The organism is Bacteroidota bacterium (assembly GCA_018266835.1).
Lineage (GTDB): Bacteria > Bacteroidota > Ignavibacteria > Tepidaquicellales > Tepidaquicellaceae > JAFDZO01.
Genome location: JAFDZP010000003.1, coordinates 82498 through 104646 on the forward strand (window position 1 = coordinate 82498; position 22149 = coordinate 104646).

Genomic DNA, 22149 nt, shown 5'->3' on the forward strand with positions numbered 1-22149 from the left:
ATAAAAAAACCCGCACGAAGCGGGTTTTTTGTTTTACATCTATATATAATATATTATCCTTTATAAGAAATTTTCTTCGGAACAGTAAACTGTCTAAGACCGTCAATAGAACCTAAGTAACCGAAGCCGCTTTGTTTTATTCCTACCCACGGAGTACCTGATACGCCGCCGATTCCCTGATTAACACCTACCATACCTGATTCAACCTGTCTTGCTATTTCTTTACCTTTGTTCTGATTTTTTGTCCATACTGTTGCGCCGAGTCCGAAGCTAGAGTTGTTTGCTTTCTCAATTGCTTCTTCTGCTGTCTTAACTTTCTGTATGCAGACAACCGGTCCGAATGTTTCTCTTACCATGATGTCGTGCTTATCTGAAAGATTGCTTAAAACTGTCGGCTCCATAAAAAATCCTTCGCCGTCAATTTTGCTTCCGCCGTGCAAAAGTTTTGCGCCTTTTCTTCTTGCTTCTTCAATCTGTGAAAGCACGTGGCTTCTTTGTGTATCGTTTACCATCGGTCCCATATCAACGTCTTCTGTGCTCTTGCCGACTTTCCAGTTCTTAAGATTTTCCAAAACTAACTTTTCAAATTTCTCTGCAACTTTATCTTCGATGTAAATTCTTTCTACTGAAACGCATACCTGGCCTGAGTTTCTTAATGAACCATTCACAGCATACTTTGCAGCTCTTTCCAGATCTGCATCTTTTAAGATAATCATCGGGTCTTTTCCGCCGAGCTCAAGAACCAATCTGTTTAAATTCTTTGCGCACGCTGACATGATTTTTTTACCGACATTCTGCGAACCTACAAATGCCACCATATCGATATCGGAGTTTATTAATATCTCACCAACTTCCTCTGCGCCCTGCAATAAATTTATAGCGCCCTTTGGAAGATAGTTATTATAAATTTCATAGATTGCTTTACCTGCAAGCGGAGTATTTTCCGACGGCTTGAACACAACTGTATTACCTGCAAGCAAAGCCGGTGTAAGAAGTGATTCAGGCATTCCTACAGGGAAATTCCATGGAGTAATAACTGCAACTACGCCTAACGGAATTCTGTGAAGCTCAGTTGTTGTATTTTCTTCTTTGAGGATTTCAGTTTCATAAGCCTTTTCAGCCATGTTAATATTTTCTTCAATAGCATATGCAGTTCCAAGAACTTCACCTACAGCTGATTTCAAAGGCTTGCCCATTTCATCTGCGATTATTCTTCCTATCCTATCCTTTGCTTTTGCTAAATCTTTAGCAACGGACTTCATCAACGCGATTCTTTTTTTAAGAGGAGTATTGCCCCATACTTTATATGCCTTGTGAGCAAGTTTAACTGCCGAAGCAATTTCGCCCGCTGAAGAACATTTTATTTTTTCAATCAATGCACCCGTCGAAGGATTTACATCAAGTATGAACTTCTTGTGCATTTTTGTTAAATATGTTTGCATTAATTTTTCCTTATAATAGTTTTTTAAATAATCCGAGAACTCCCTGTTTCCAGGCAATTCTATGAGTCACGCCCGTGCCCTGCTGTATTGTGTGCTTATTATCCAGATACCATTGGTAAGAACGGATAAGAGCCTGTGAATTGGAAAATTTCGGGTCCCAGCCAAGCTGCTTCTGAGCTTTTTCTATTGATACAAATGAGTCTGTATCGGCTGTTCCGTAAATCCATTTGTATAATGGTGATAAGTTTAGTAATTCGAAAATTCTTAAGAAAAATTTAATAGGTCCTGCAGGTGTTCCCATTACTCTTGAACCTGTTCCTGCATATTCACACATCGCTCCTACATCTTCTTTTACTGTCTTGAATTCTTTCGCGCCTACATTGAATGTATCATTTATTTTTTCCAATGGCAGTGTAGCGCATAATAATATTGCGTCAACCAAATCTTCTACTTCAAATAACTGGTAACGGTTGTTTCCGTTTCCGATTATTGGAATTTTCACACCTGATTCAATCCAATCATATAGAATCTGAAATACGCCAAGTCTTGCTGTTCCGATAAAACTCTTTGGTCTTAATATAGCGATTGGCAATCCTTTAGTTCTGTACTCTTCGCAAATCTCTTCACCTTTGATTTTGCTGATGCCGTAAGGACCTACACCGACTCTCGGATGATGCTCATATAAAGGATGAACATCAGGCACTCCGTATACAGATGTCGAAGAAATGAAAACCATTCTGCCTACTTTATTTTTCAGGCAAGATTCGCAAACCTTTCTTGTGCCTTCTACGTTAGTCTCATAAATATCTTTTTTCTTCCAGAGAGGTAATGCTGCTGCGCAATGGATTACAACATCTGCGCCTTTGAGCATTTCATCCATTTGTTTTGCATCCCGAACGTCTCCGTAAACCATATTTATCTCTTTGCTGTAGTCGCCTTCTTCAAAAGGTGCGATATCAAAGAACGTTGTATTTTTGTATGGAGTGATTTGATTTATCTTCAAACCTATGTGATAACCGAGGAAACCTGCTCCTCCTGTTACTACAATTTTTAATTCTTTATCTGCCATTTATATAAATAATATTAATTATTAATAATTACCAAAAACTTTTATTATAGAACTTCTTATAGAATTTCCGTTATCTGAAATTAAGAAAGAAATTGCCTCGGCAACTTCTTCGGGCTTCACCCATTTTTTAATATCTTCTTCACTTCCCCATTCACGGTTTGCAGGTGTATCCATTATGCTTGGCATCACTGTGTTTGCTCTTATATTATAATCTTTATACTCTTCTGAAATTGTATCCATCAGCCAGTTCACTCCTGCCTTAGAATAAGAGTAAGGAAAGCGTGATGCTTCCGGTTTCATTCCGGCAATTGCTCCAATGGAAACAATCCTTCCGAAATTATTTCTCTTCATAATTTTAAGGCACTCTCTTGTAAAAAAGAAAGTAGATTTAAAATTGAATGTAAACATCTTATCGAAAGTCGCTGTATCCAAGTCACCAATGTTTACGGGAGCGTGGATGCCGCCGACTGTATTTACTAAATAATCTATGCTTCCTTTTTCCTGAATCTCAACACTGTCAACAAAGTCTTTAACTGAATTTTCATCGAAGGCATTGCAATCGAATGCAAATATTTTTCTCAGTTTAAACTCACCCTCATCTGCTGTTGAAGAATTATCAAATACGTGATTGAACTCATCCATTGTGAGAGTCGGGATGTAAACCTTAACTCCCTGCTCTGCTAATTTATGAGCAACAACTCTTCCAAGAGCGCCTGTTCCGCCTGTTACTATTGCTACTTTATCTTTTGTATCTGATTTCATTAATTATTATTTCGTTCCCTCGTTACGAATGTCCCCGCTCGTAACACTACATTTCAGTTCTCCTTCCCAAACTCCTGTTTGGGAAGGCAGTGGAAGTCGAAACTCCGTTTCGACATTAATGCGCGAAACAGAGTTTCGCTCACTATTTCCGTCCCAAACAGTTCGCCGTGGCGAATTGGGACGGAGCCGACCTGCTGATTACAAATCAGCAGACCGTTTATCAATATAATCTTACGCTAAACAAATCTTGCCCTGAATAACTTCCCTCTTTGCGCCTGTAACGCTCGGCAGATTTGAAGTCATTCCGTTATATGTCTCGTTTGCAAGAACTGCAAATAAAACCGCTTCTTTATTCTTTGCTGTTATACCTTTTGAATCTAACTTTAAAATTTTAGTCCCGGGCATGTGCGAAGCAATGCTTTCGACTAAAAATTTATTCTCCGCTCCGCCGCCGCTGATGTGAAGCTCTTCAATAGTGCTGCATCCCTTCGGCAAAAATTTATTAATATTGTAACAAATCGTAAACGCCGTGAATTCAGTAACCGTTCTTATTATATCCTGTTTAGGTATTCCCGTAGAATTCTTTAAAATAAAATTAACAAAGTCCTCGCCGTAATACTCACGTCCCGTTGCTTTAGGCGGTGCCTGCACGTAGTACTTATCTCTCGTTTTCATTTTATTGAAAAGACCTAAGTTAAGCTCTCCCTGCGATGCAATCTTTCCGTTCTTATCGTAATCCATTTTGTAAAACTTTTTCATTAAAGCATCAATCATCATGTTTCCTGCGCCGGTATCGAATGCCAGCACTTCGTCTTTTTTACAACCTTTCTTCAGGATTGTAACATTTCCTATTCCGCCTATATTTAAAAGAGCGATATTCTTCTTTGTATTTCCAAAAAGTATATAATCTAAATATGGAGCAAACGGTGCTCCGTTTCCGTTTACAGCCATATCGGCAGTTCTGAAATCACCAATCGTTGTAATCCCTGTCAATGTCGCAATAACCGAAGGGTCTCCGATTTGCAGAGTTGCCTTGGATTTAATGCCGCCAACTGATTTTTCCTGAGGGATATGGTAAATAGTCTGTCCGTGGGAGCCAATAAATGAAATTAAAGAAGAATTTATTTTCCGCTTTGTGAGGAACTCCTTAACTGCCTGAGCGAATGCCTTGCCGACTACAAAATTCAGAAGGCAAATATCCTCAACATTGCTTGTTGCAATATGAGAATTTTTAAGTATTAATTTTTTAAGCTCGTTAGGGTATCGCTTTGAATAAAATTCTTTAACTGCAATTTTTGTCTTTGGCCCAAATCCTTTAACTTCCACTAAAACACAGTCGATAGAATCGACGGAAGTCCCCGATAAAATTCCAATAATTCTCGTAACTTTAGGCATTTAGTCCGTTAATTTTGAGCATATTTTGAAACAAATATACAATTTTTACGAATTACTTTCTATGGAGAAACATATCCGCTAGGTAAGGGCAAAGTTATCCTATTATGATTTTCAAATATGAATTGCCACGCCTTTTAAGGCATGGATTTAATATGTTCTCATAAAGATGCCCTTCAGGGCAAATTATTTGGCTAAAGCCCTTTCGAGATGAGAATTTATACCACGGCTTAAAAGCCGTGGCAATTGGCGAAACTATTTACTTGGGGACATTAACAAACAATATGTAAAGATTATAAATCTTTATTATTTACATTCGAAACTCCGAACTCGTTACGAACGTCCTCGTTCGTAACGTAATGAGAAAGGATGTAATGATTATAAATCTTTATTATTTACATTTATTTTGATAATATTTTTTATGATTTTGGTAAAAATTAATTTCTAAAATGGAAGAATTTAGCATTACTAAGAAAAGTTCGGGAGATATAGAGATCCTTAACCTGGAAGGATTCCTCGACGCCCATACTTCAGTAGAGCTGGAAAAGGAACTTGAAACACTATTGGCATCTAACAAGTTTAAGATTATAGTGAATTTCAAGAGGCTGACTTACATCAGCAGCGCCGGACTTGGAGTATTTATGGCTTACATAGAAAATACGAGAAATAATAAAGGAGATATAAAGCTTTGCGAAATGAGCGAGAAAATATTCAATATTTTCGATATGCTTGGTTTCCCTATTTTATTTGAGATTTACAATGAAGAGAACACAGCAGTAGAAAAATTCAGCAACAACTAAAGAGCTATTGAGCGATAATGTAAAAATATTGATTTCAAGTTCTACAAAAAACCTTTCAACCGTAAGGAAGTTTGTTGAAGAGAGCGCTGAGCACAGCGGACTGGACCAGTCAGTTGTGAACCAGATAGTTCTTTCAGTTGACGAGGCATGCACCAATATTATTAAACATGCGCATAAATATAATGAAGCAAATACAATTGAAATAGAAGTTGAAACTGAGAACAATCAGTTCAAAATCACTTTCAATTATAAAAGCGGCAACACATTTGACCCGAACGATGCAGCAAATCCTGATATGAATGAATACTTCAAAAATTTCAAGGTCGGCGGACTTGGTATTCCAATCATGAAAAAATTCATGAGCAAAATTATCGCACAGCATAAAAATCCTGATATAAATTCTCTTGTATTAATAAAATCTATAGATAAACCATCTTCTTTCCCGGCAGGGGCAAAGCAGTTCAGAGGCACAATACTTTTCAGATAATATTTTTTAAAAGTTACCTTCTCGCAATCCATGTCCAGAACAGAATCAGAGCAAAAGCAGCTTGAGTTGAATTCGCTGATTGAGTTTTCACAGACTCTCAACGGCAATCTTGACCTCGATTTTATTTTCCGTAATATTCTTCTGAGTATTATGGGTAAGATGCTTATCTCCAAAGCTCTCGTTCTTATCAAAAAAGATTTCACAAACGGCACAGAAGTCTACCTGCCAATAACAAGCAGAGGCATTGACTTAAAAAGCATTCCGAAGGAAATGGAGCTGGTGTTCCCGAAAATTCCTTTTTTCCATGCTGATGAGTTGGAGACTTGTCATAAACTAAAAGATTACGATTTAAAATATTTCTTCAAAATTTATTTTCAGAATAAGTTACTTGGTGTACTATGCATAGGCAATAAGCTCGGCGCAGGAACAACTGAATTAAGCAAGAGTGAGATAGTTTTTATTGAGACTATGCTGAACATCTCTGCATCTGCAATTGAGAATACATTAAAGTTTACCGAGATAAAGGCGCTGAACCAGAATCTGAATTCAAAGATTCAGCAGTTAAAATCACTTTTTGAGCTTAGCAAAGAATTCAACTCGAATATTTTAAATAAAGAAAATATTCTGAAGCTGTTAAATTTTTCTTTGCTCGGAAATTTCGGAATAAGAGACTATGCAATAATTTCAAAGGATAAGGAAGATAAGCTTTATCTTATGAAGGAGAATAAGAATGTAAATCTTGAAGACTTTGATGTTGAGATTTTGAATACAATGAACAAACCGTATATGATTCGTGAAGAGAACGATAACGAGTTTTTAGATAGTTTATATAAAAAGCATTATGAGCTTATAATTCCAACTGTAAACGATGGTAAGACAGATAACATAATCATACTCGGCAAAAAACTTACACCTAAACCATACAGTGAAAGCGACCTTGAGTTTCTTGAATCGATTGTAAATCTTTCTGTGATGTCTATTGAAAACTCAATGTTATTCGATGAGTTTCTTGATAAGAAAAAAATTGAAAGTGAGCTTCGCATTGCAAGAGAGATTCAGATAGCGTTATTGCCAAAAAATATTCCGCAGGTAAAAGATTATGATATTACTGCAACAAACATCCCTGCCCTTCATATCGGAGGAGATTATTTTGACGTAATAAAATTAAATGAAAACAAAGTAGCACTTATAATTGCTGACGTATCCGGTAAAGGAACTCCGGCTTCGCTATTAATGTCCAATATACAATCAGCTGTTCATTCATATTTAAAATTATATGCAGAAGATACATTTGATCTGGAATCAGTTACCGGGAAAATTAACGAATTAATTTATGAGAACACTCCGCCGGAAAAATTTATTACATTTTTCTGGGGAATACTTGACACTAACACACATGAATTTGAATATATAAATGCAGGGCATAATCCCCCGTTCGTATTAAAAAACTCTCATGTGGATTTGCTTGATAAAGGCGGCTTTATGATAGGCATTATGGATACGGGAGTAATTTACGAAAAAGGAAAAATTACATTGGGAGATGACGATGTGCTGATATTCTACACTGACGGAGTGACAGAAGCGCAGAATAATCTGAACGAAGAATACGGTGATGAGAATTTAATTTCATTTGTAAAAAATATACGCGGTGAAACATCTAAAACAATTCTTACAGAAATCACAAACTCTATTGATACATTCACAAAAGGAATGCCTCAGTACGACGATATTACTCTTATTATTCTAAAAAAGAATAAGTGTACTAAATAATTTTTATTATGCTTACCGAGAAACAGGAGAAGTGGGTTCAGCATTTATCCGATGAATCTATAATTTCTATTGTTCCGTTCGATCCGACCTGCGATGAAAAATTTGAATCTGTCAAATCATTAATACAATCTAAATTAGGCACTCAGCAAAGAGTGGAGCATCGCGGAGCAAGCAGTCTTGGAATTTCCGGCCAGGACGAAATTGATATACACATTCCCGTTGCTGAAAAAGATTTTAATGATATGATAGATACTTTGGAGGAATTATTCGGTCCGGTAAAAGGACATTATCCGTTGGAAAGAGCGCGCTTCAATACCTTCGTAGATGGGAAGAAGATAGAAATATTTATAGTGAATGAAGAGAGTCCTGCATGGACTGAAGGACAAAAATTTTACGAGTATTTAAATAATAATCCTAACGTTTTAGAGCAGTATAGAATTTTAAAAGAGAGTTTGAACGGACTTACGACGAGAGAATATTACAGAAAGAAAATTGAGTTTATGAATGAGATATTAAAATAATTGTGGCTTAATTTTCTGCAATCAATTCTTTTATCTTCTCTTCTGTCTTGATATAATCCCCTTCCCCAACTTTAGTGTATCTTACATTTCCTTTTTTATCAAGAATAATAATTGTCGGCCAGGCATCAACATTGAATTTATCCCAGATAGTAAACTCATTATCTATTAATACAGGGTATTCAATTCCAAACTCATTAACAGCTTTCTTTACATTATCGAATTTTCTTTCACGGTCGAATTCGGGACAATGAATACCAATGGTTTCAAACTTATCTGATTTATATTTTGAGTACCAGTCTTTTACATAAGGGAGGGTATTTTTACAATTATAACATCCAAACGTCCAAAACTCGATTAAAACTACTTTGCCATTTAAATCATTCAACGAAATATCTTTATCGGAGTTTATCCACTTCCCTTTCACATCTTTAAGATTACTAATTTCATAGGAAGGCTTATTAGAAAAAGCATAGAAAAGTGAAACTGATAAAATAAAAATTGCAGCGAGGAATATTATTGAAAATATTTTAATCTTATACATTTCAAATAGATTTGTCTTTATAAATAGAACGGACATAAACATATAAAGGTTCTACTTAATACAAATTTATACAAAACAAAAAGCCCTTGCATCAGTTAAGATACAAGGGCATAGATGTATATAAAATTATATAAGATTAGTGCTTTGTGCCGTCGCTTACAAAAGGAATAAATGCAAGGTGTCTTGCTCTTTTGATAGCTGTGGTAAGCTGTCTTTGCATTTTTGAAGTTGCGCCTGTTATTCTTGCAGGAAGTAATTTGCCCTGATCATTTAAGAATCTGGTTAATAATCTTACGTCTCTGAAGTCGATGAATTTATCAATTCCTCTTTCTTTAAACGGATCTTTTTTCTTTCCCTGGCTCTTTTTTGCGCTTATTTGCTGTGTGAGCTTGTAGTTCTTAGCTTGCTGCTTTACTGTTAATTTCTTCATTCAAATAATTGTTAAACAACAAATATAGTAATAATTAAAGCTTTATTCAATGGCTATTTTAAGTTTATTTTGCAGAAAGATTGATATAAAAACATCAATTTTAAAGCTTTTTTAAATAAACTGTATTCACGACTCCCAGAAAATTGTTTTTCAGCTTAAAATTCTTAAAATTATGCCTCTCTGTAATGTTAACAAAATCCGTAACTGAATAGAAATTTGAGACTGATTTATACAGATAACTGTATGCATACTTACTGCCCGATATTAAATTCCCTACCACAGGCATTACCTTTCCGAAATAAAAATTAAAGAGCTTTGTTTTAAAATCGTTATTGCTGAACATCTCAATTATTATCAGCTGCCCGTTTTTTTTCAGCACGCGATTTATTTCATCAAGACACTTTTCCATAAACTCAAAATTTCTTATTCCGAATCCTATTGTGATAACATCAATGGAATTATCCTCAAATGGCAGATGAAGCGAATCACATTGTAAAATCACTAAAGCGGGATTATTTATTTTCTTCTTCTGCAGCGCAAGCATATTGTAAGAAATATCTGCTGCAAATAATTTTTGGGGATTAAGTTTAATCAGTTCCAAAGATAAGTCACCCGTACCTGTTGCTAAATCAATTATAAAATCCTTCGGGGTATTATTTTTCCGAATCTCTTTTACTATCTCTCTCCTCCACTTCTGGTCGAGCTTAAGCGTAAATAGATGATTTAAAAAATCATACTTTCCGGCGATCTCATCGAACATCCCCTGAATTTTCTTTCGTGACTTATCCAAATATAATTTTCTCTATGCGAATTTAAGTGATTTGATAGGACTGATTTTAGAAGCGAAGTATGCAGGAATTGTTGTTGCAAGGAAGCACAGTGCAAAACTTATCAACGATACAATTACAATATATTCCGGCTGCAATAAAATCGGAACATTCTTCATATAATAGAATTCAGGAAGCGCAAAGAATTTGAATTTCAATTCGAGAAAGCAAAGCCCTATACCAATAATATTACCGAGTATTATTCCCACAAAGCCGATTATCAGTCCGTCAAAGATAAAAATTTCCATTATATCTCCGTTGCTTGAACCGAGTGACTTCAATATTCCAATTGAATTTGTCTTCTCTAATACAAGCATCAGCAAAGTCCCAACTATGTTAAATGTTGCAACTAAAATTATCATACTTAAAATTATTGGTGCCGGAGTTTTTTGAAGTTCCACCCATGTAAACAGTGTTCTGAAAATTTTGAACATAGACTTCGCACTGTAAGGATAACCAAGAAAATCATTTATCGAAGCAGAGGTTGCATCCAGATTATCTATGTTGTTCATATTCATTTCAATTCCTGAAATGTTATTACCGAACTCAAACAATTTTTGTGTTGTAGCAATATCTGTATAAATTAAAACATCATCATAATCTTTCAGTCCTGTTTCATACGTCCCGGCTACAATGAACTGTTTTATCTTGGGCGGATTTACAGGAGAAGGAACTCCCTTTAATCCGAATACAAAAACTTTCTTGCCGACTTCAACGTTCAATTTCTTTGCAAGCTTATCACCTATAAGTAATCTTGAAAAAGTTGTATCAATCGGAGTAAGATTAAAATCTCCGCTTACAATTCTGCTTTTAGCAGTAGATATATCTGTCTTCTGGTCAACTCCTTTTAAAATAATTCCCTCAACATTATCTTTATACTTTATTAATGCCTCACGCTGGACATACGGAGAAATACCTGTTATATCTTTATACTCATTTTTTAAACGGGATATGACTGACGGGTAATCTACAATTCCCTTCTGTTCAAACGAGTTCAACTGAATATGAGATACAAGTCCCGCGACTTTATTTTTAATCTCAAGTTCAAAACCGTTCAGTACCGATGTTACTATAATAAGAGCGGCAACTCCAAGCGCGACTCCCAAAATAGAAATATAAGTAATGAACGAAACGAACTTCGAGCCGCTTCGTGAAAATAAAAATCGTTTCGCTATGTTATATTTATAATTCAGTTTAGCTTAGTTGAATTAACTTAACAAATATTTTTTTATGAACTCATCAATCTCACCATCCATAACTGATTGCACATCGCTTGTTTCATAACCTGTCCTGTGGTCTTTCACCATATTGTAAGGATGAAAAACATAACTTCTTATCTGACTTCCCCACTCAATTTTTTTCTTTCCTTTTTCAATGTTATCTAATGCGGCCAACTGTTTCTCTCTTTCAATCTGATACAATCTTGATTTCAGCATCTTCATCGCAAGCAGCCTGTTGTTCATCTGAGTACGCTCTATCTGGCAGGCAACCACTACTCCTGACGGTATGTGTGTCAGTCTCACAGCAGTTTCCACCTTATTAACGTTCTGACCTCCTGCGCCTCCTGAGCGGTATGTATCCATTTTGATATCGGCAGGATTTATTTCAATTTCTATGGTATCATCTACAATCGGAGTTACTGCAACCGAGGCAAACGAAGTATGTCGTTTTTTATTTGCATCAAACGGAGAAATCCGCACAAGTCTGTGCACACCGCTTTCTGCTTTTAAATATCCATAAGCAAAGTCTCCTTCGACTTCAATCGTTGCGCTTTTTATTCCTGCGCCGTCGCCATCAAGCTTATCGACAAGCTGAGATTTAAATCCCATCTTATCGCAGTAGCGGAGATACATACGCAAGAGCATATCAGCCCAGTCCTGGGATTCGGTACCGCCCGCACCTGAGTTGATTGTAATTATTGCATCCCGTTTATCGTCAACATCGGCGAGCATGTTTTTCAGCTCAATTTCTTCCAGCATATTTTCAAACTTTGTTATCTCGGAATTTATTTCCTCGGTAACTGAGTCATCGCCTTCTGATTCTGAAATTTCAATTAAGGTTTGTACATCGGAAAACTGAGCTTCGACTTTATTATAATCGTCCACCCATTTTTTTAGAGATGATACTTGCTGAAGTAATTTTTGAGCGGCGTTGTTATCTTCCCAAAGGTCTCCGCTCTCGGTTTTCATTTCGAGGTCTTTTATTTGTACTGTCTTCTCATCGACTTCAAAGAAACCTCCTTAGATGCTCTAGCTTCTCTTTGTAGTCTTTTATTCTGTATTTCTGTTGTTCAAACATTTTGTTTACCTGTTCTTATTTTTCTAAAACTTGTTAGTATTTTTATAAATTAAATTTCTATTTCCATTTTTAATAATGCAGAGGCAAGAGTTTTGCCCTGCGCATCCAGCATAAGCGATACTGTTCCGCCGCCGCCCAGTGTATTATGTAAAACAAAATTCAGCGCATTTATGTTCGGCATTTCGTATCGATCAACTTCACCTTTGCAGATACCGGTGAAAAATTCTTTTACGCGCTCAGCAGTTACTTCGCGTTTAATTATTTCATAATCTTCTTTTTTGTATGCAATAAGTCCTATGTTTGCGGCGTCACCTTTATCGCCGCTTCTTCCGTGGCAGATCTCTCTTAATTGAATTTTTTTCATTTGTAAATTATATGCTAAATATTTAAAACTTTATTTTCTTCTTTAATGCGAACTGAAAGCATAAGTGCGTTCAGAATCGTAAAAATTATTCCTGTATAGTATAGATTGAAAGTTAAAGGAAGAACTGCAATTTCAAGAACAACTACTACATAATTAGGATGCTTTAAAAATTTATAAGGTCCCTTTTTTATTAACTGTCTGTCCTTTATTCTGAAAATCTTTGTATTCCAGTATTTACCTAAAGATGAAAGCACCCATACTCTTCCCAACTGCAAAAGTATGAAAAATACTAAAAATGAATAATTTAATATATTTAAATCTTTACCCCTATCAAAAACAATAAATTCAACGATTATTGAGATAAAAAAAAATGTGTGGAGCAAGACTATATATTTATAGTGAGAAGCTCCGTATTCAATAGCTCCGTTCGCCAAAAGCCATTTCTCATTTTTTTTAGAAATGACAAGCTCAACCAGCCTTTGTAAGATAACTATCCCTATTACTACTATAAATAATGTAGTCATCGTTTAAAATACCCTTTATTTGGCAAGTTATTTAGTCAGAAAAAATATTGAATATATCTCAAAATAACTTACTAATACAATATTTTTACATATATTTTATAAGTTATCATATTTAATTTTGATTAATGAATTTTTATAATATTAAAAGACAATAATGAAGAAAATTTTAGTCGTCATTCTATATCTTAGTCTGTATTGTTCAAGTCTGCATTCGCAATGGGTAACACAAACCGTTCCTGACAGCGCTTCTATTTTAAATTCAATAAATTTTATTAATACTAACAACGGTGTCTCTACAGGCTGGGATTTTGGGGCAACCAATATTACTTCCGGCAGAGCATTGTACACAACTAATGCAGGGGCGAACTGGATTTCAGGCACTGTGCCTTACACATGCCGCATTATTGCTTCAGTAAAATACATAACTCCTCAAATACTTTATGGTACCGGAGCTTTGAACCTCTCTATTGATAAACATAAATCCGGTGATTATGATTTTATGGGACGGCTTAAACCTTCGGTGAGCAAGAATATTTCTTATGCAGGTAATAATGCAAAAGGTGCATTTTTCAAATCTACAAATGGCGGACTAAACTGGTTACAATACGGAACAGTACCAGCTGACTGCAGTTACTTTACTTACATGGATTTTATCAATGAAAATACGGGTGTAGTATTAGCTGATGTTGGTCCAAACGGAACTAACTTCATGAATATTCTTAGAACCACAAACGGTGGTTTAACATGGAGTCCAACACTGACTGAAAATTTTAACGGACAGATAGTATTTATTAAATATGCTTCAGATAATGTAATTTTTGCCGGCGGTTTTTATAATATAGATACAGTTATACATAATGTTATTTTTAAAAGCACTAATGGAGGAACGAACTGGACTACACAATTAAGAGATACAGTATATTCAAATGCTGTTCATTTTATAAATAGTCAGACCGGATTTACCGCAGGGGGCGAATCTGAAGGTCCCAGTACAAATTCCACCAGCGGACATGTGTATAAAACAACTGACCAGGGTATCAGCTGGAATAAAGTTCTCGCAGCTGATACTATAGCGTTTCAGGGAATTAATTTCTTTGGAGAAACAGGAGTTGGAATTGCCTTTGGAAATAAAAATTTTAATGGTAGTTCATATATTCCCTATGCTTTCAGAACTTCGAATTTCGGACTTACGTGGAGTGTTCAACGGTTATCAGAAAATGATGACCCGTTAGTTATAAACAGTTTCATGCTGGATAAATATAATTATTATATCTCCGGAATAGGAGCAAATTCAGGTGCAATTCTGCATACAACAAATGGAGGAAGTGTGGGTGTTACAGCTATTACAGGATTTACCCCGGATAAATTTTCATTGGAACAAAATTATCCGAATCCATTCAATCCAACTACAACTATTAAATTTAATGTACAAACAAAAAGTAATATTTTTTTGAAAGTATATGATATTAACGGAAAAGAATTAACAACACTTCTTAACGATGTTAAAACGGAAGGAAGCTACGAAGTTAACTTCGATGCATCAGCTTACCCAAGTGGAATATATTACTATCGGTTAATTTCAGATAGTTATTCTGAAACACGTAAAATGATACTCATCAAATAATCTCATATTGCCCTGTTCATATTTTTTATGGACAGGGTTAATTTTCTCTGTAACAAATTCACGCCAAATCAGTATAACATATTTAGTTACACTCATTTCTCGCAAAACACACTTGTATTTTTCTCGCAAAAACACTTATTCAATACTAGTTTTTTAAATTAATCAATTTATAACCATGAAAATTTTTACAATCAGTATATTGCTATGCCTTTTTGCGACAATAAATTTATCAGCTCAATGGGTGCGGCAGACAACTCCGGGCACTGTGTTCTTCTTTAACTCAATTAATTTTGCAAATAGCAATAACGGAGTTATATCAGGCTGGGGTATTGATGCATCACACCCTGAAACAACCTCCAGAGCTTATTATACTACAAATGGAGGATTAACCTGGATTACCTCTTCAGTACCGGATTCATCCCGAGCAATTGTTTCAACGGAATATATTTCTTCACAGATTATTTATGCAACCGGCGCATTAAATGTATTCAATGAAAATTTCTCACTTAACAATTCCAAAAATGATTTTTCCAAATTTAAAAGAAACGGATTGCCTAACGGGAATAATCATGACGGAATAGATTTTTCCCTGGGAGCTTTTTTTAAATCTACTAACGGCGGTATATCATGGGTAAAATACGGCACTATGCCTCCTGATTGTTACTACGTTACTTACTGTGATTTCATTAATGCAAATACAGGAATGGCTATAGGAAGCATAATGGATACCAATACAACTATTCAGACAAAAATACTTAAGACTACAAACGGCGGATTAACCTGGTTTAAAACAATGAATGACCTGATAGAACGAGATTTAAGTTCAATTAATTTTGTAAACGAAAATCTTGCTTTTGCTACAGGGTTTGAATTCAACGGAACCCGGGAAATGAGCTCCATACTTAGAACAACTAACGGCGGTGTAAACTGGACAAGTATAACCCGCGATACACTTAAATTCACTCAAGTACATTTTATAAACAATAATACAGGCTATATATCAGGATCAAATCTGACAGGCGCAGTAATTTTAAAGACAACTGACCGGGGGAACAGCTGGAATACTATTTATACACGCGACTCTTTGATATTGGAAGGAATTAATTTTTACGGTGAAAGCGGAGTGGGAATCGCATTCGGTGAAAAATATTATACAGGAGATAATTATGTTCCCGCTGTATTGAGAACTGTAAATTTTGGTGAAACATGGTCTTTACAAACAATAACAGAAAGCGCTCCTAATGTAAATGTTACATCGAGCTCAATGATAGACAGATATCATAATTACATCGCCGGCGGGACATTTCAGGAAGGAAGGATTTATCATACACTAAATGGAGGCAGCACTTCAGTAGATAACAATTATAAAACATCTCCTGCTAATTATTCTTTAAGTCAAAATTTTCCAAATCCGTTCAATCCGGTTACATCAATAAAATTTAACATTCCAATAACCGGACAGACCAGTTTAAAAGTTTACAATAGCGTAGGCAAAGAAATAATTGAACTGATTAATGAAGTAAAGACAAGCGGAACTTACGATATAGAATTTAACGCAGCTGAGCTTCCAAGCGGTGTATATTACTACAGATTAATTTCCGGAGATTACGCTGAAACAAAAAAAATGATTCTTATAAAATAACTTTAAGATTTTAATTGAACGTAACCCAAATTATAATTTAAGCTATGAAATTTTTTACAGCAAGTATAACAGAGCGTTTACTGGCATCATTAAACTTATCCGATAATAGTAAACTTCAAAATGAGCAGGAAAAAATATACAACAAAATTATACAAAATAATTTTAAGAGCGCAAAAATAACCGGTTCTAATATAAAGATTAATTCAAAGCAGTCTGAGTTTTTCCATGAATTACATTCAGTTGAACTATAAAATAAATCTAAGCCAAAAAATGAAAATAATTATATTAATTGCACTTTTATTCATCTGCGGAATATTCATTGGGTTTAATCATTCAACATCTGATAATAATACATCAATTAATGATTCTAAAAGAAAAAAATTCGATGAGTACTTTACAAAATATAATCCCGAGTTCGTTAGTAAAGGGCTGATGAAGTCTTCTTTTAAGCATGAATTAATTTTCAGTCATTAAAAAGAAGGCGTAAAAAAACCTGCCTCGTTTTCACAAGGCAGGTTTTATTTTAAAAATTATTTCTATTAATTTATTTTGAAGGTGGAGGAGTTCCCTGTAATGCATTCAAAAATGATTTTGCATCTGCATTGTCGGGCTCCATTTCAAGAACTTTATTGAAATTCTTAATTGCTTCTTCCTTATACTTTGCTTCATCTGCAGTGTTATTTGCTGTTATAGCAGCTTTCCTTTTATCATAATTTATTATACCAATATAAAAGTAACCTAAAGAATACGTAGGATCTTTTTGTAATAAAAGATTAAATGTTGCCAAAGCATCATCAAGTTTTCCATCCTGATATTGCGCTACACCTTTTGCAAAGTAAACCGTTACATTCTTTGTATCCATTCCGATAGCTTTATCAAAACTAGCAATAGCATCTGAATAATTTTTCTGTGCTAAATAAATTTTTCCTTTTTCAAAATATACTCTGTCTTCATCGGGATCAAGCTTTGCAGCTTTGTCAAAAATTGTAAATGCTTTTGCAGTATCGCCTAATGCTAAATTTGTTCTGGCAATATTTATAAAATCTTCGGTTTCAAGAAAATCATCCGGCACTTTTGTATAAAATGTTAAAGCATTTGCGTAATCTTTTTTCTCGAACTGAATAGTTGCCTTAATTCTGTTAGCGCCTTCATCATTCGGATCTGATTTTAATACTTCATCAATCAATGCATCTGCCTGATCTTTTTCGCCAAGGTAATATAAAATTTTTGCTTTGTAAGATTTTCCATCTATTGAAGAGGGTCTTAAAGCTAAATATTTATCAATATTTTCTAAAGCTGTTTTATAATTTTCATTGAAGTACAGCAATCTTGCTGCTTCATAGTATGCATCTGCAAAGTTAGCATCTAATTGCTCTGCTGCAATATACTGATTTAAAGCTTCTGTATATTTTTTTTGTTTATAATAAACTCTGCCGAGGCCGTATGTAGCTGTTGCATTCTTTGGATTAAGACCTAACGCTTTTTTATAGTTATCTAAAGCAGGACCGTATGCTCTTCTGTAATAATAAGCATCGCCTAAACCTGCATACACATCTGCATTTTCTTTGCTGATAGTTGTTGCAAGAGTTAAAACTCTGATTGCATCATCAACTTTTCCTGCAAGTGAATAATTGTTTGCCTGTGAAATTAACACTGTTATATTTTCAGCGTCAAGCTTTGCAGCTTTTTTATAATATGTATCTGCTTTGTCGTACTGTTTTTTTGAACTGTATAAATCACCCATTGTTTTTAATGCCATCACGCCTTCATCATCTTTTGCAAGTGCTTTATTAAGATAAGTTTCAGCATCTTTAATGTTTCCTGTTTTATACAGCGCAAGACCGTAAAGATAGTTGGCATCGTATCCGTTATCTGACTTTACAACATCCTTAAGTGCATTCACAGCGCCTACGTAGTCACCTTTTTTAATAAAGCCTTCGGCTTTATCAACCTGAGCAAATATACCCGAAGCAAAAACCATAAAAGCAAAAACAAACAGTGTTAGAATTTTAATGTTTTTCATATATAAATAATAAGTGTTAATTAGTTTAATTGTATAGTTTGCACCGGCTGACTAACAGGTACTAATCCGTTTTTCAATACAACCTTCTGTCCATCCGGCTTCAAAAGATAATTTAGGAAACCTGTTGTAAGCCCGATTCCCAAATCACCCGTCATAAGATAAACATATCTTCTGTAGGGATAATTTCCATTTGCAAGATATCCCTGGTGGAACTGAACAAAATCTTTTTGAAAACCTGTAGCAGTTATCTGAGATACTCTTAGTGCCTTAACTGTTGCATCAAGCGAATCCTGATTTCCCTCAGAGAGCCATGCCATATTTACTATTCCTATTGCGTTAACATTTTCTCTTACCATCTGAAGCATCTGTGTGCTTGTAGAGCATACTGCAGCAGAGCTTGAGTAATCCATTCTTTTCATCACAGAGTCTTTAACAAAATTATAAACTGCAGAGTTCTGTCTCTGTATAAAAAGTTTTATGTTCCCCTTTGAACCGCTGAAATACGATTTTGTTTCACTATTCTGTTCCTCGTTCTGAGATTTTATATCTGTCCAGTTTTTATATTCACCGGTAAAAATATTTTTCAGATCATCTGATGTAACTCTGAGAACAGGGTTCTTTGGATTTACAATGAAGGCAATTCCGTCAATTGCAAATTCAAACTTTTTAAATTCAAGTTTGTTATCTGCAATGATTTTTTTCTCTTCACCTGTAAAGTCGCGCGTTACAACAATTGTTTTTGTTTTACCGTTTATTAAATCGGCAATACAATTTGTGGTTGGAAGTGTTGTTAAAAATAATTTTGCTTCCGGGTTAAGTCTTTCAAACTCGTCCTTTTGCTTTTTCATCAAAGGTTCAACAGTTTCGTCAACATCAACATCTAAGTTGCCTGTAATTGCCTTCGATTTTATTTTATCAAAATCACATCCGGAGTAGAGGGAAAAACTTAAGAAGAGTGTAAATATAAGGGTGTGTAAAAAGATTTTTGTCATGATTCATTTCCTTCTCATTTTCGTTTGAGAAGCTTTTCCGTTTGCTTCTTCATCTCTTCGCGGCGTTCTTCAAGCACAGCAGCTTTTTGCTTGGAGTAAATATTAAGGGCTCTGTAAATTGCATAGCCTATAAGTATTCCTCCGAAAACCATTCTGGTGCTTTTTTCAGCGGCTCCCATGATTACTCCTGTCATCAATAGAATTCCTGCAACAAGTAAAACAATTGATGTGATATAACTAATGATGACAGAAGTATTCGTATTCATTCAGACTAATTGTATAAATTATTTTTCTTTATCGTCGTCATCGGTTTTCTTCTTGGTTCCGAGACTGAATTTAAATGGTACGTTAACATAACATCTTACCGGCTGTCCGCCCTGCAATGCAGGTGTGAACTGAAGGTTCATAACCTTATCTGAAATTTCACTATGGAATACATCAGGTCCGCTGATTGAAGAAACTTTGATAATTTCTCCGCTTGTTCCTACTAAAATCTTTGCTACGCAGGTTCCTTCAATTCCTGATGCTCTTGCGATTTCAGGATATTTCATTGAACCTCTTACTGAGCTGAGATTAACAGCAACGGGAGCTTTCTCTACTTCAAAAGACTGGAAGTCTTTTTTCTTTTCTTCTTTCTTTACTTCTTTTGTTTCAATTTTTTGTTCAACTTTCTTTTGCTCAAGTTTTCCTGTTCCGTCCCATGTTACTTTGTTCGGGTCATCTGTACCTGTTGATGCAACGGGCACTTTAACTTCATCAAGTTTTTCCTGAGTCTTTGTTGTTAAAACTTCTGATTTTTCCTTAGCTACCGGTTCAGGTACCAAAGCTGCAAGATCTTTCAATGCTACAGGCGGAGGTGTTTCAAGTTCCGGTGGAGGAGGAGTTTCTTCACTTGTCGGAGGAGGTAAATCCAAATCCTGCAGTGTGATTAATCTTTGCTGATTCTCCTTTTCTGCTTCTATACTTGCTTTAATTTTATTGTAAGCAAATACGCTTCCGATAATTACGAATGCAAAAATAATTGCAATCATTAATCCTCTGGTAGCGAACTTCTGATAGAGGGCTATCAGTTCAGGAGCTCCATAGGTCATTTTGCCCAATGGTTTTACTTCTTGTGTAGCTGTTGCGGTTGCCATGTTATAAACCTCGCAAGTTTTTTATTTTAAAAATCGTAAGAAAACTGTAATAGATTTAACCAGTCTATTTTATAATTGTTCCTCTTAACTGCAAAATAAAGAAGAAATAACATAAAATCTATTGCTAAATTGTAATATTACAATTTTTTTACACTTTTTTTTAAGGGATGGGTTTTACTGATTTTAAGCAGAAAATCCGGCAATCCTTATCGAATTGCCGGTTTTATCTGTTTTATATGTATATAATTACTTTCTGTAAATATTTAATCATCAATTTTATTCATCTATGCTTTTCTTCTGTGTTCCAAGTGTAAATTTAAAAGGAACATTTACATAACATTTTACTGCTTCACCGCCTTTAATAGCAGGTGTAAACTGCAGATTCATAATCTTATCTTCTATCTCTGAGCGGAATACTTCCGGTCCGCTTATTGATGCAATCTTTATAATTTCTCCGCTTGAACCGACTAATATCTTCGCTACGCATGTTCCTTCTGTTCCGACCTGTTTTGCAATTTCAGGATATCTCATTGAACTCTTCACTGAGCTTAAGTTTACTGCTACAGGAGATTTTTCAACTTCAAACGATTGAAACGGTTTATCGTCTTTTATCTTTACCGGTTCTTCTTTTATAATATTCTCTGCAATCTTATCATTTGTTTTATCGTTCATATTTGCAGTTACTTCATTCGGATTTTCTGTTCCATCTTTTCCAACAGGAATATTATTTACCTTATCCAAAGCTTCGACTGTTTTTGTAGTCATTATTTCTGATTCCTGTTTAGCAACGGGCTGAGGAATAAGCGCAGCCAGGTCTTTTAACTTAACAGTCTGCTCCGCCTTTGGAACATCTACCGGCGCGGTTATTTCTTCTGTCTTCGGAATTATCGGCATATCATAATTCAATATCACAATCTCTCTGTTGTATTCTTTTTCATCATTGCCGGTTGCATGCAGCGAACTATACAATGCGACGCTTCCAATGATAATAAAAGCAAATACGATTGCAATTAACAATCCTCTGAATGCATACCTCTGATATAATGCTACCAATTCAGGAGCACCGTACTTCATGTTACCAAGGGGTTTTACTTCTTTTGTTACTTCTGTGTTTCTTTCTTTTGCTTTTTCGGTTTTCATTTTAAACCTCGCAAGTTATTAGATTATTTGATTAATAAACTTAGAGATTAAACTATGAGGTTATAGAAATGTTCCGTAAATTTTGGACTGATTTTTTATATGAACTAAAACCACCCCTCAGTCCCCCTCGTTTTCAAGGAGGGGGAAGTTTGTGTTTCTTGTTCCAAGTGGAACATATTGAGTGAGAAAAAAATATTCAACTAATTCCCTCTCCTTTTCAAGGAGAGCCTGTCCCGCCAAAGGCGGGAGGGGTTAGGGGGTGGTTACACTCTTCAATTCTTATTTGAATATCTAGGTTAATATGAAAATTGAATAAAAAATTAGTGTATCTTTTGAATATGATTTAAACCACCCCCTCAGTCCCC

General features: G+C 35.1%; 24 protein-coding genes. 8 read left to right on the forward strand and 16 right to left on the reverse strand.

Annotated features, from left to right (window positions below; genetic code table 11):
- Positions 1-53: 53 nt before the first annotated feature.
- The 4 genes from JST55_09790 to JST55_09805 form a co-directional block, all read right to left on the reverse strand.
- Positions 54-1442 carry an aldehyde dehydrogenase gene (locus JST55_09790; protein MBS1493793.1) on the reverse strand — a complete coding sequence of 463 codons (1389 nt, stop codon included), beginning with the start codon at positions 1440-1442 and terminating at the stop codon, positions 54-56.
- 10 nt (positions 1443-1452) lie between these two features.
- Entirely contained in the window at positions 1453-2511 is a 1059-nt protein-coding gene (locus JST55_09795; protein ID MBS1493794.1) for an NAD(P)-dependent oxidoreductase, read from the reverse strand.
- Positions 2512-2532: 21 nt separating this feature from the next.
- The gene (locus JST55_09800; GenBank protein MBS1493795.1) at positions 2533-3273 is read right to left on the reverse strand and encodes an SDR family NAD(P)-dependent oxidoreductase; all 741 of its coding nucleotides are present in this window, start codon (positions 3271-3273) and stop codon (positions 2533-2535) included.
- Between the two features lie 231 nt (positions 3274-3504).
- Positions 3505-4668: an anhydro-N-acetylmuramic acid kinase gene (locus tag JST55_09805; protein MBS1493796.1), complete on the reverse strand. Its 1164-nt coding sequence runs from the start codon at positions 4666-4668 to the stop codon at positions 3505-3507.
- Positions 4669-5114: 446 nt separating this feature from the next.
- On the opposite strand from JST55_09805, the gene JST55_09810 reads away from it, so the two are divergent.
- Genes JST55_09810 through JST55_09825 form a run of 4 tightly spaced genes read left to right on the forward strand, consistent with a single transcriptional unit; the run spans position 5115 to position 8243 of the window.
- Entirely contained in the window at positions 5115-5465 is a 351-nt protein-coding gene (locus JST55_09810) for an STAS domain-containing protein (GenBank protein ID MBS1493797.1), read from the forward strand.
- Between the two features lie 7 nt (positions 5466-5472).
- A complete protein-coding gene (locus JST55_09815) occupies positions 5473-5952 on the forward strand; it encodes an ATP-binding protein (protein ID MBS1493798.1) in 480 nt (159 codons plus the stop codon).
- 30 nt (positions 5953-5982) lie between these two features.
- Positions 5983-7722 (forward strand): PP2C family protein-serine/threonine phosphatase, encoded by a 1740-nt coding sequence (locus tag JST55_09820; protein ID MBS1493799.1) that lies wholly within the window; start codon positions 5983-5985, stop codon positions 7720-7722.
- 8 nt (positions 7723-7730) lie between these two features.
- The gene (locus tag JST55_09825; protein MBS1493800.1) at positions 7731-8243 is read left to right on the forward strand and encodes a GrpB family protein; all 513 of its coding nucleotides are present in this window, start codon (positions 7731-7733) and stop codon (positions 8241-8243) included.
- A gap of 7 nt (positions 8244-8250) precedes the next feature.
- Here JST55_09825 and JST55_09830 read toward each other — a convergent pair whose 3' ends face one another.
- The 7 genes from JST55_09830 to JST55_09860 all read right to left on the reverse strand — a co-directional run bounded on the left by JST55_09830 (position 8251) and on the right by JST55_09860 (position 13227).
- Positions 8251-8784: a redoxin domain-containing protein gene (locus JST55_09830; GenBank protein ID MBS1493801.1), complete on the reverse strand. Its 534-nt coding sequence runs from the start codon at positions 8782-8784 to the stop codon at positions 8251-8253.
- Positions 8785-8920: 136 nt separating this feature from the next.
- The gene (locus tag JST55_09835) at positions 8921-9214 is read right to left on the reverse strand and encodes a 30S ribosomal protein S18 (GenBank protein ID MBS1493802.1); all 294 of its coding nucleotides are present in this window, start codon (positions 9212-9214) and stop codon (positions 8921-8923) included.
- Positions 9215-9314: 100 nt separating this feature from the next.
- The gene (locus JST55_09840) at positions 9315-10004 is read right to left on the reverse strand and encodes a ubiquinone/menaquinone biosynthesis methyltransferase (GenBank protein MBS1493803.1); all 690 of its coding nucleotides are present in this window, start codon (positions 10002-10004) and stop codon (positions 9315-9317) included.
- Positions 10005-10016: 12 nt separating this feature from the next.
- Positions 10017-11147, reverse strand: coding sequence for an ABC transporter permease (locus JST55_09845; GenBank protein ID MBS1493804.1), 1131 nt, complete (start codon positions 11145-11147; stop codon positions 10017-10019).
- A 102-nt stretch (positions 11148-11249) separates the two neighbouring features.
- Positions 11250-12339 (reverse strand): peptide chain release factor 2 gene (gene prfB, locus JST55_09850; GenBank protein ID MBS1493805.1). Its coding sequence is split into 2 segments (ribosomal slippage): positions 11250-12269 and positions 12271-12339, totalling 1089 coding nucleotides; the frame shifts between segments, so codons are not numbered across the junction.
- Between the two features lie 49 nt (positions 12340-12388).
- The gene (locus JST55_09855; protein ID MBS1493806.1) at positions 12389-12703 is read right to left on the reverse strand and encodes a hypothetical protein; all 315 of its coding nucleotides are present in this window, start codon (positions 12701-12703) and stop codon (positions 12389-12391) included.
- A 14-nt stretch (positions 12704-12717) separates the two neighbouring features.
- On the reverse strand, positions 12718-13227 hold the full coding sequence (locus JST55_09860) for an isoprenylcysteine carboxyl methyltransferase (GenBank protein ID MBS1493807.1): 510 nt from the start codon (positions 13225-13227) through the stop codon (positions 12718-12720).
- A 154-nt stretch (positions 13228-13381) separates the two neighbouring features.
- Here JST55_09860 and JST55_09865 point away from each other — a divergent pair, with 154 nt between their 5' ends.
- From JST55_09865 to JST55_09880, 4 genes are all read left to right on the forward strand, one after another.
- The gene (locus tag JST55_09865; GenBank protein MBS1493808.1) at positions 13382-14851 is read left to right on the forward strand and encodes a T9SS type A sorting domain-containing protein; all 1470 of its coding nucleotides are present in this window, start codon (positions 13382-13384) and stop codon (positions 14849-14851) included.
- A 175-nt stretch (positions 14852-15026) separates the two neighbouring features.
- Positions 15027-16493: a T9SS type A sorting domain-containing protein gene (locus JST55_09870; GenBank protein MBS1493809.1), complete on the forward strand. Its 1467-nt coding sequence runs from the start codon at positions 15027-15029 to the stop codon at positions 16491-16493.
- Positions 16494-16537: 44 nt separating this feature from the next.
- The gene (locus tag JST55_09875; GenBank protein MBS1493810.1) at positions 16538-16744 is read left to right on the forward strand and encodes a hypothetical protein; all 207 of its coding nucleotides are present in this window, start codon (positions 16538-16540) and stop codon (positions 16742-16744) included.
- Positions 16745-16763: 19 nt separating this feature from the next.
- Entirely contained in the window at positions 16764-16967 is a 204-nt protein-coding gene (locus JST55_09880; GenBank protein MBS1493811.1) for a hypothetical protein, read from the forward strand.
- Positions 16968-17037: 70 nt separating this feature from the next.
- On the opposite strand, the gene JST55_09885 is transcribed toward JST55_09880, so the two are convergent.
- The 5 genes from JST55_09885 to JST55_09905 form a co-directional block, all read right to left on the reverse strand.
- Entirely contained in the window at positions 17038-18516 is a 1479-nt protein-coding gene (locus JST55_09885; GenBank protein MBS1493812.1) for a tetratricopeptide repeat protein, read from the reverse strand.
- A 20-nt stretch (positions 18517-18536) separates the two neighbouring features.
- Entirely contained in the window at positions 18537-19508 is a 972-nt protein-coding gene (locus JST55_09890; GenBank protein MBS1493813.1) for a substrate-binding domain-containing protein, read from the reverse strand.
- A gap of 14 nt (positions 19509-19522) precedes the next feature.
- The gene (locus JST55_09895; protein ID MBS1493814.1) at positions 19523-19774 is read right to left on the reverse strand and encodes a hypothetical protein; all 252 of its coding nucleotides are present in this window, start codon (positions 19772-19774) and stop codon (positions 19523-19525) included.
- Between the two features lie 18 nt (positions 19775-19792).
- On the reverse strand, positions 19793-20644 hold the full coding sequence (locus JST55_09900) for an energy transducer TonB (GenBank protein MBS1493815.1): 852 nt from the start codon (positions 20642-20644) through the stop codon (positions 19793-19795).
- 276 nt (positions 20645-20920) lie between these two features.
- Complete coding sequence (locus JST55_09905; GenBank protein ID MBS1493816.1) at positions 20921-21784, reverse strand: energy transducer TonB; 864 nt, start codon at positions 21782-21784, stop codon at positions 20921-20923.
- Between the last annotated feature and the right edge of the window lie 365 nt (positions 21785-22149).

Coding starts and splice junctions, on each gene's coding strand:
- JST55_09810 (MBS1493797.1), top strand. CDS start 5,115: ATGGAAGAATTTAGCATTACTAAGAAAAGTTCGGGAGATATAGAGATC.
- JST55_09875 (MBS1493810.1), top strand. CDS start 16,538: ATGAAATTTTTTACAGCAAGTATAACAGAGCGTTTACTGGCATCATTA.
- JST55_09900 (MBS1493815.1), bottom strand. CDS start 20,644: ATGGCAACCGCAACAGCTACACAAGAAGTAAAACCATTGGGCAAAATG.
- JST55_09830 (MBS1493801.1), bottom strand. CDS start 8,784: ATGTATAAGATTAAAATATTTTCAATAATATTCCTCGCTGCAATTTTT.
- JST55_09795 (MBS1493794.1), bottom strand. CDS start 2,511: ATGGCAGATAAAGAATTAAAAATTGTAGTAACAGGAGGAGCAGGTTTC.
- JST55_09805 (MBS1493796.1), bottom strand. CDS start 4,668: ATGCCTAAAGTTACGAGAATTATTGGAATTTTATCGGGGACTTCCGTC.
- JST55_09835 (MBS1493802.1), bottom strand. CDS start 9,214: ATGAAGAAATTAACAGTAAAGCAGCAAGCTAAGAACTACAAGCTCACA.
- JST55_09855 (MBS1493806.1), bottom strand. CDS start 12,703: ATGAAAAAAATTCAATTAAGAGAGATCTGCCACGGAAGAAGCGGCGAT.
- JST55_09865 (MBS1493808.1), top strand. CDS start 13,382: ATGAAGAAAATTTTAGTCGTCATTCTATATCTTAGTCTGTATTGTTCA.
- JST55_09870 (MBS1493809.1), top strand. CDS start 15,027: ATGAAAATTTTTACAATCAGTATATTGCTATGCCTTTTTGCGACAATA.
- JST55_09895 (MBS1493814.1), bottom strand. CDS start 19,774: ATGAATACGAATACTTCTGTCATCATTAGTTATATCACATCAATTGTT.
- JST55_09885 (MBS1493812.1), bottom strand. CDS start 18,516: ATGAAAAACATTAAAATTCTAACACTGTTTGTTTTTGCTTTTATGGTT.
- JST55_09880 (MBS1493811.1), top strand. CDS start 16,764: ATGAAAATAATTATATTAATTGCACTTTTATTCATCTGCGGAATATTC.
- JST55_09825 (MBS1493800.1), top strand. CDS start 7,731: ATGCTTACCGAGAAACAGGAGAAGTGGGTTCAGCATTTATCCGATGAA.
- JST55_09905 (MBS1493816.1), bottom strand. CDS start 21,784: ATGAAAACCGAAAAAGCAAAAGAAAGAAACACAGAAGTAACAAAAGAA.
- JST55_09860 (MBS1493807.1), bottom strand. CDS start 13,227: ATGACTACATTATTTATAGTAGTAATAGGGATAGTTATCTTACAAAGG.
- JST55_09820 (MBS1493799.1), top strand. CDS start 5,983: ATGTCCAGAACAGAATCAGAGCAAAAGCAGCTTGAGTTGAATTCGCTG.
- JST55_09790 (MBS1493793.1), bottom strand. CDS start 1,442: ATGCAAACATATTTAACAAAAATGCACAAGAAGTTCATACTTGATGTA.
- JST55_09800 (MBS1493795.1), bottom strand. CDS start 3,273: ATGAAATCAGATACAAAAGATAAAGTAGCAATAGTAACAGGCGGAACA.
- JST55_09890 (MBS1493813.1), bottom strand. CDS start 19,508: ATGACAAAAATCTTTTTACACACCCTTATATTTACACTCTTCTTAAGT.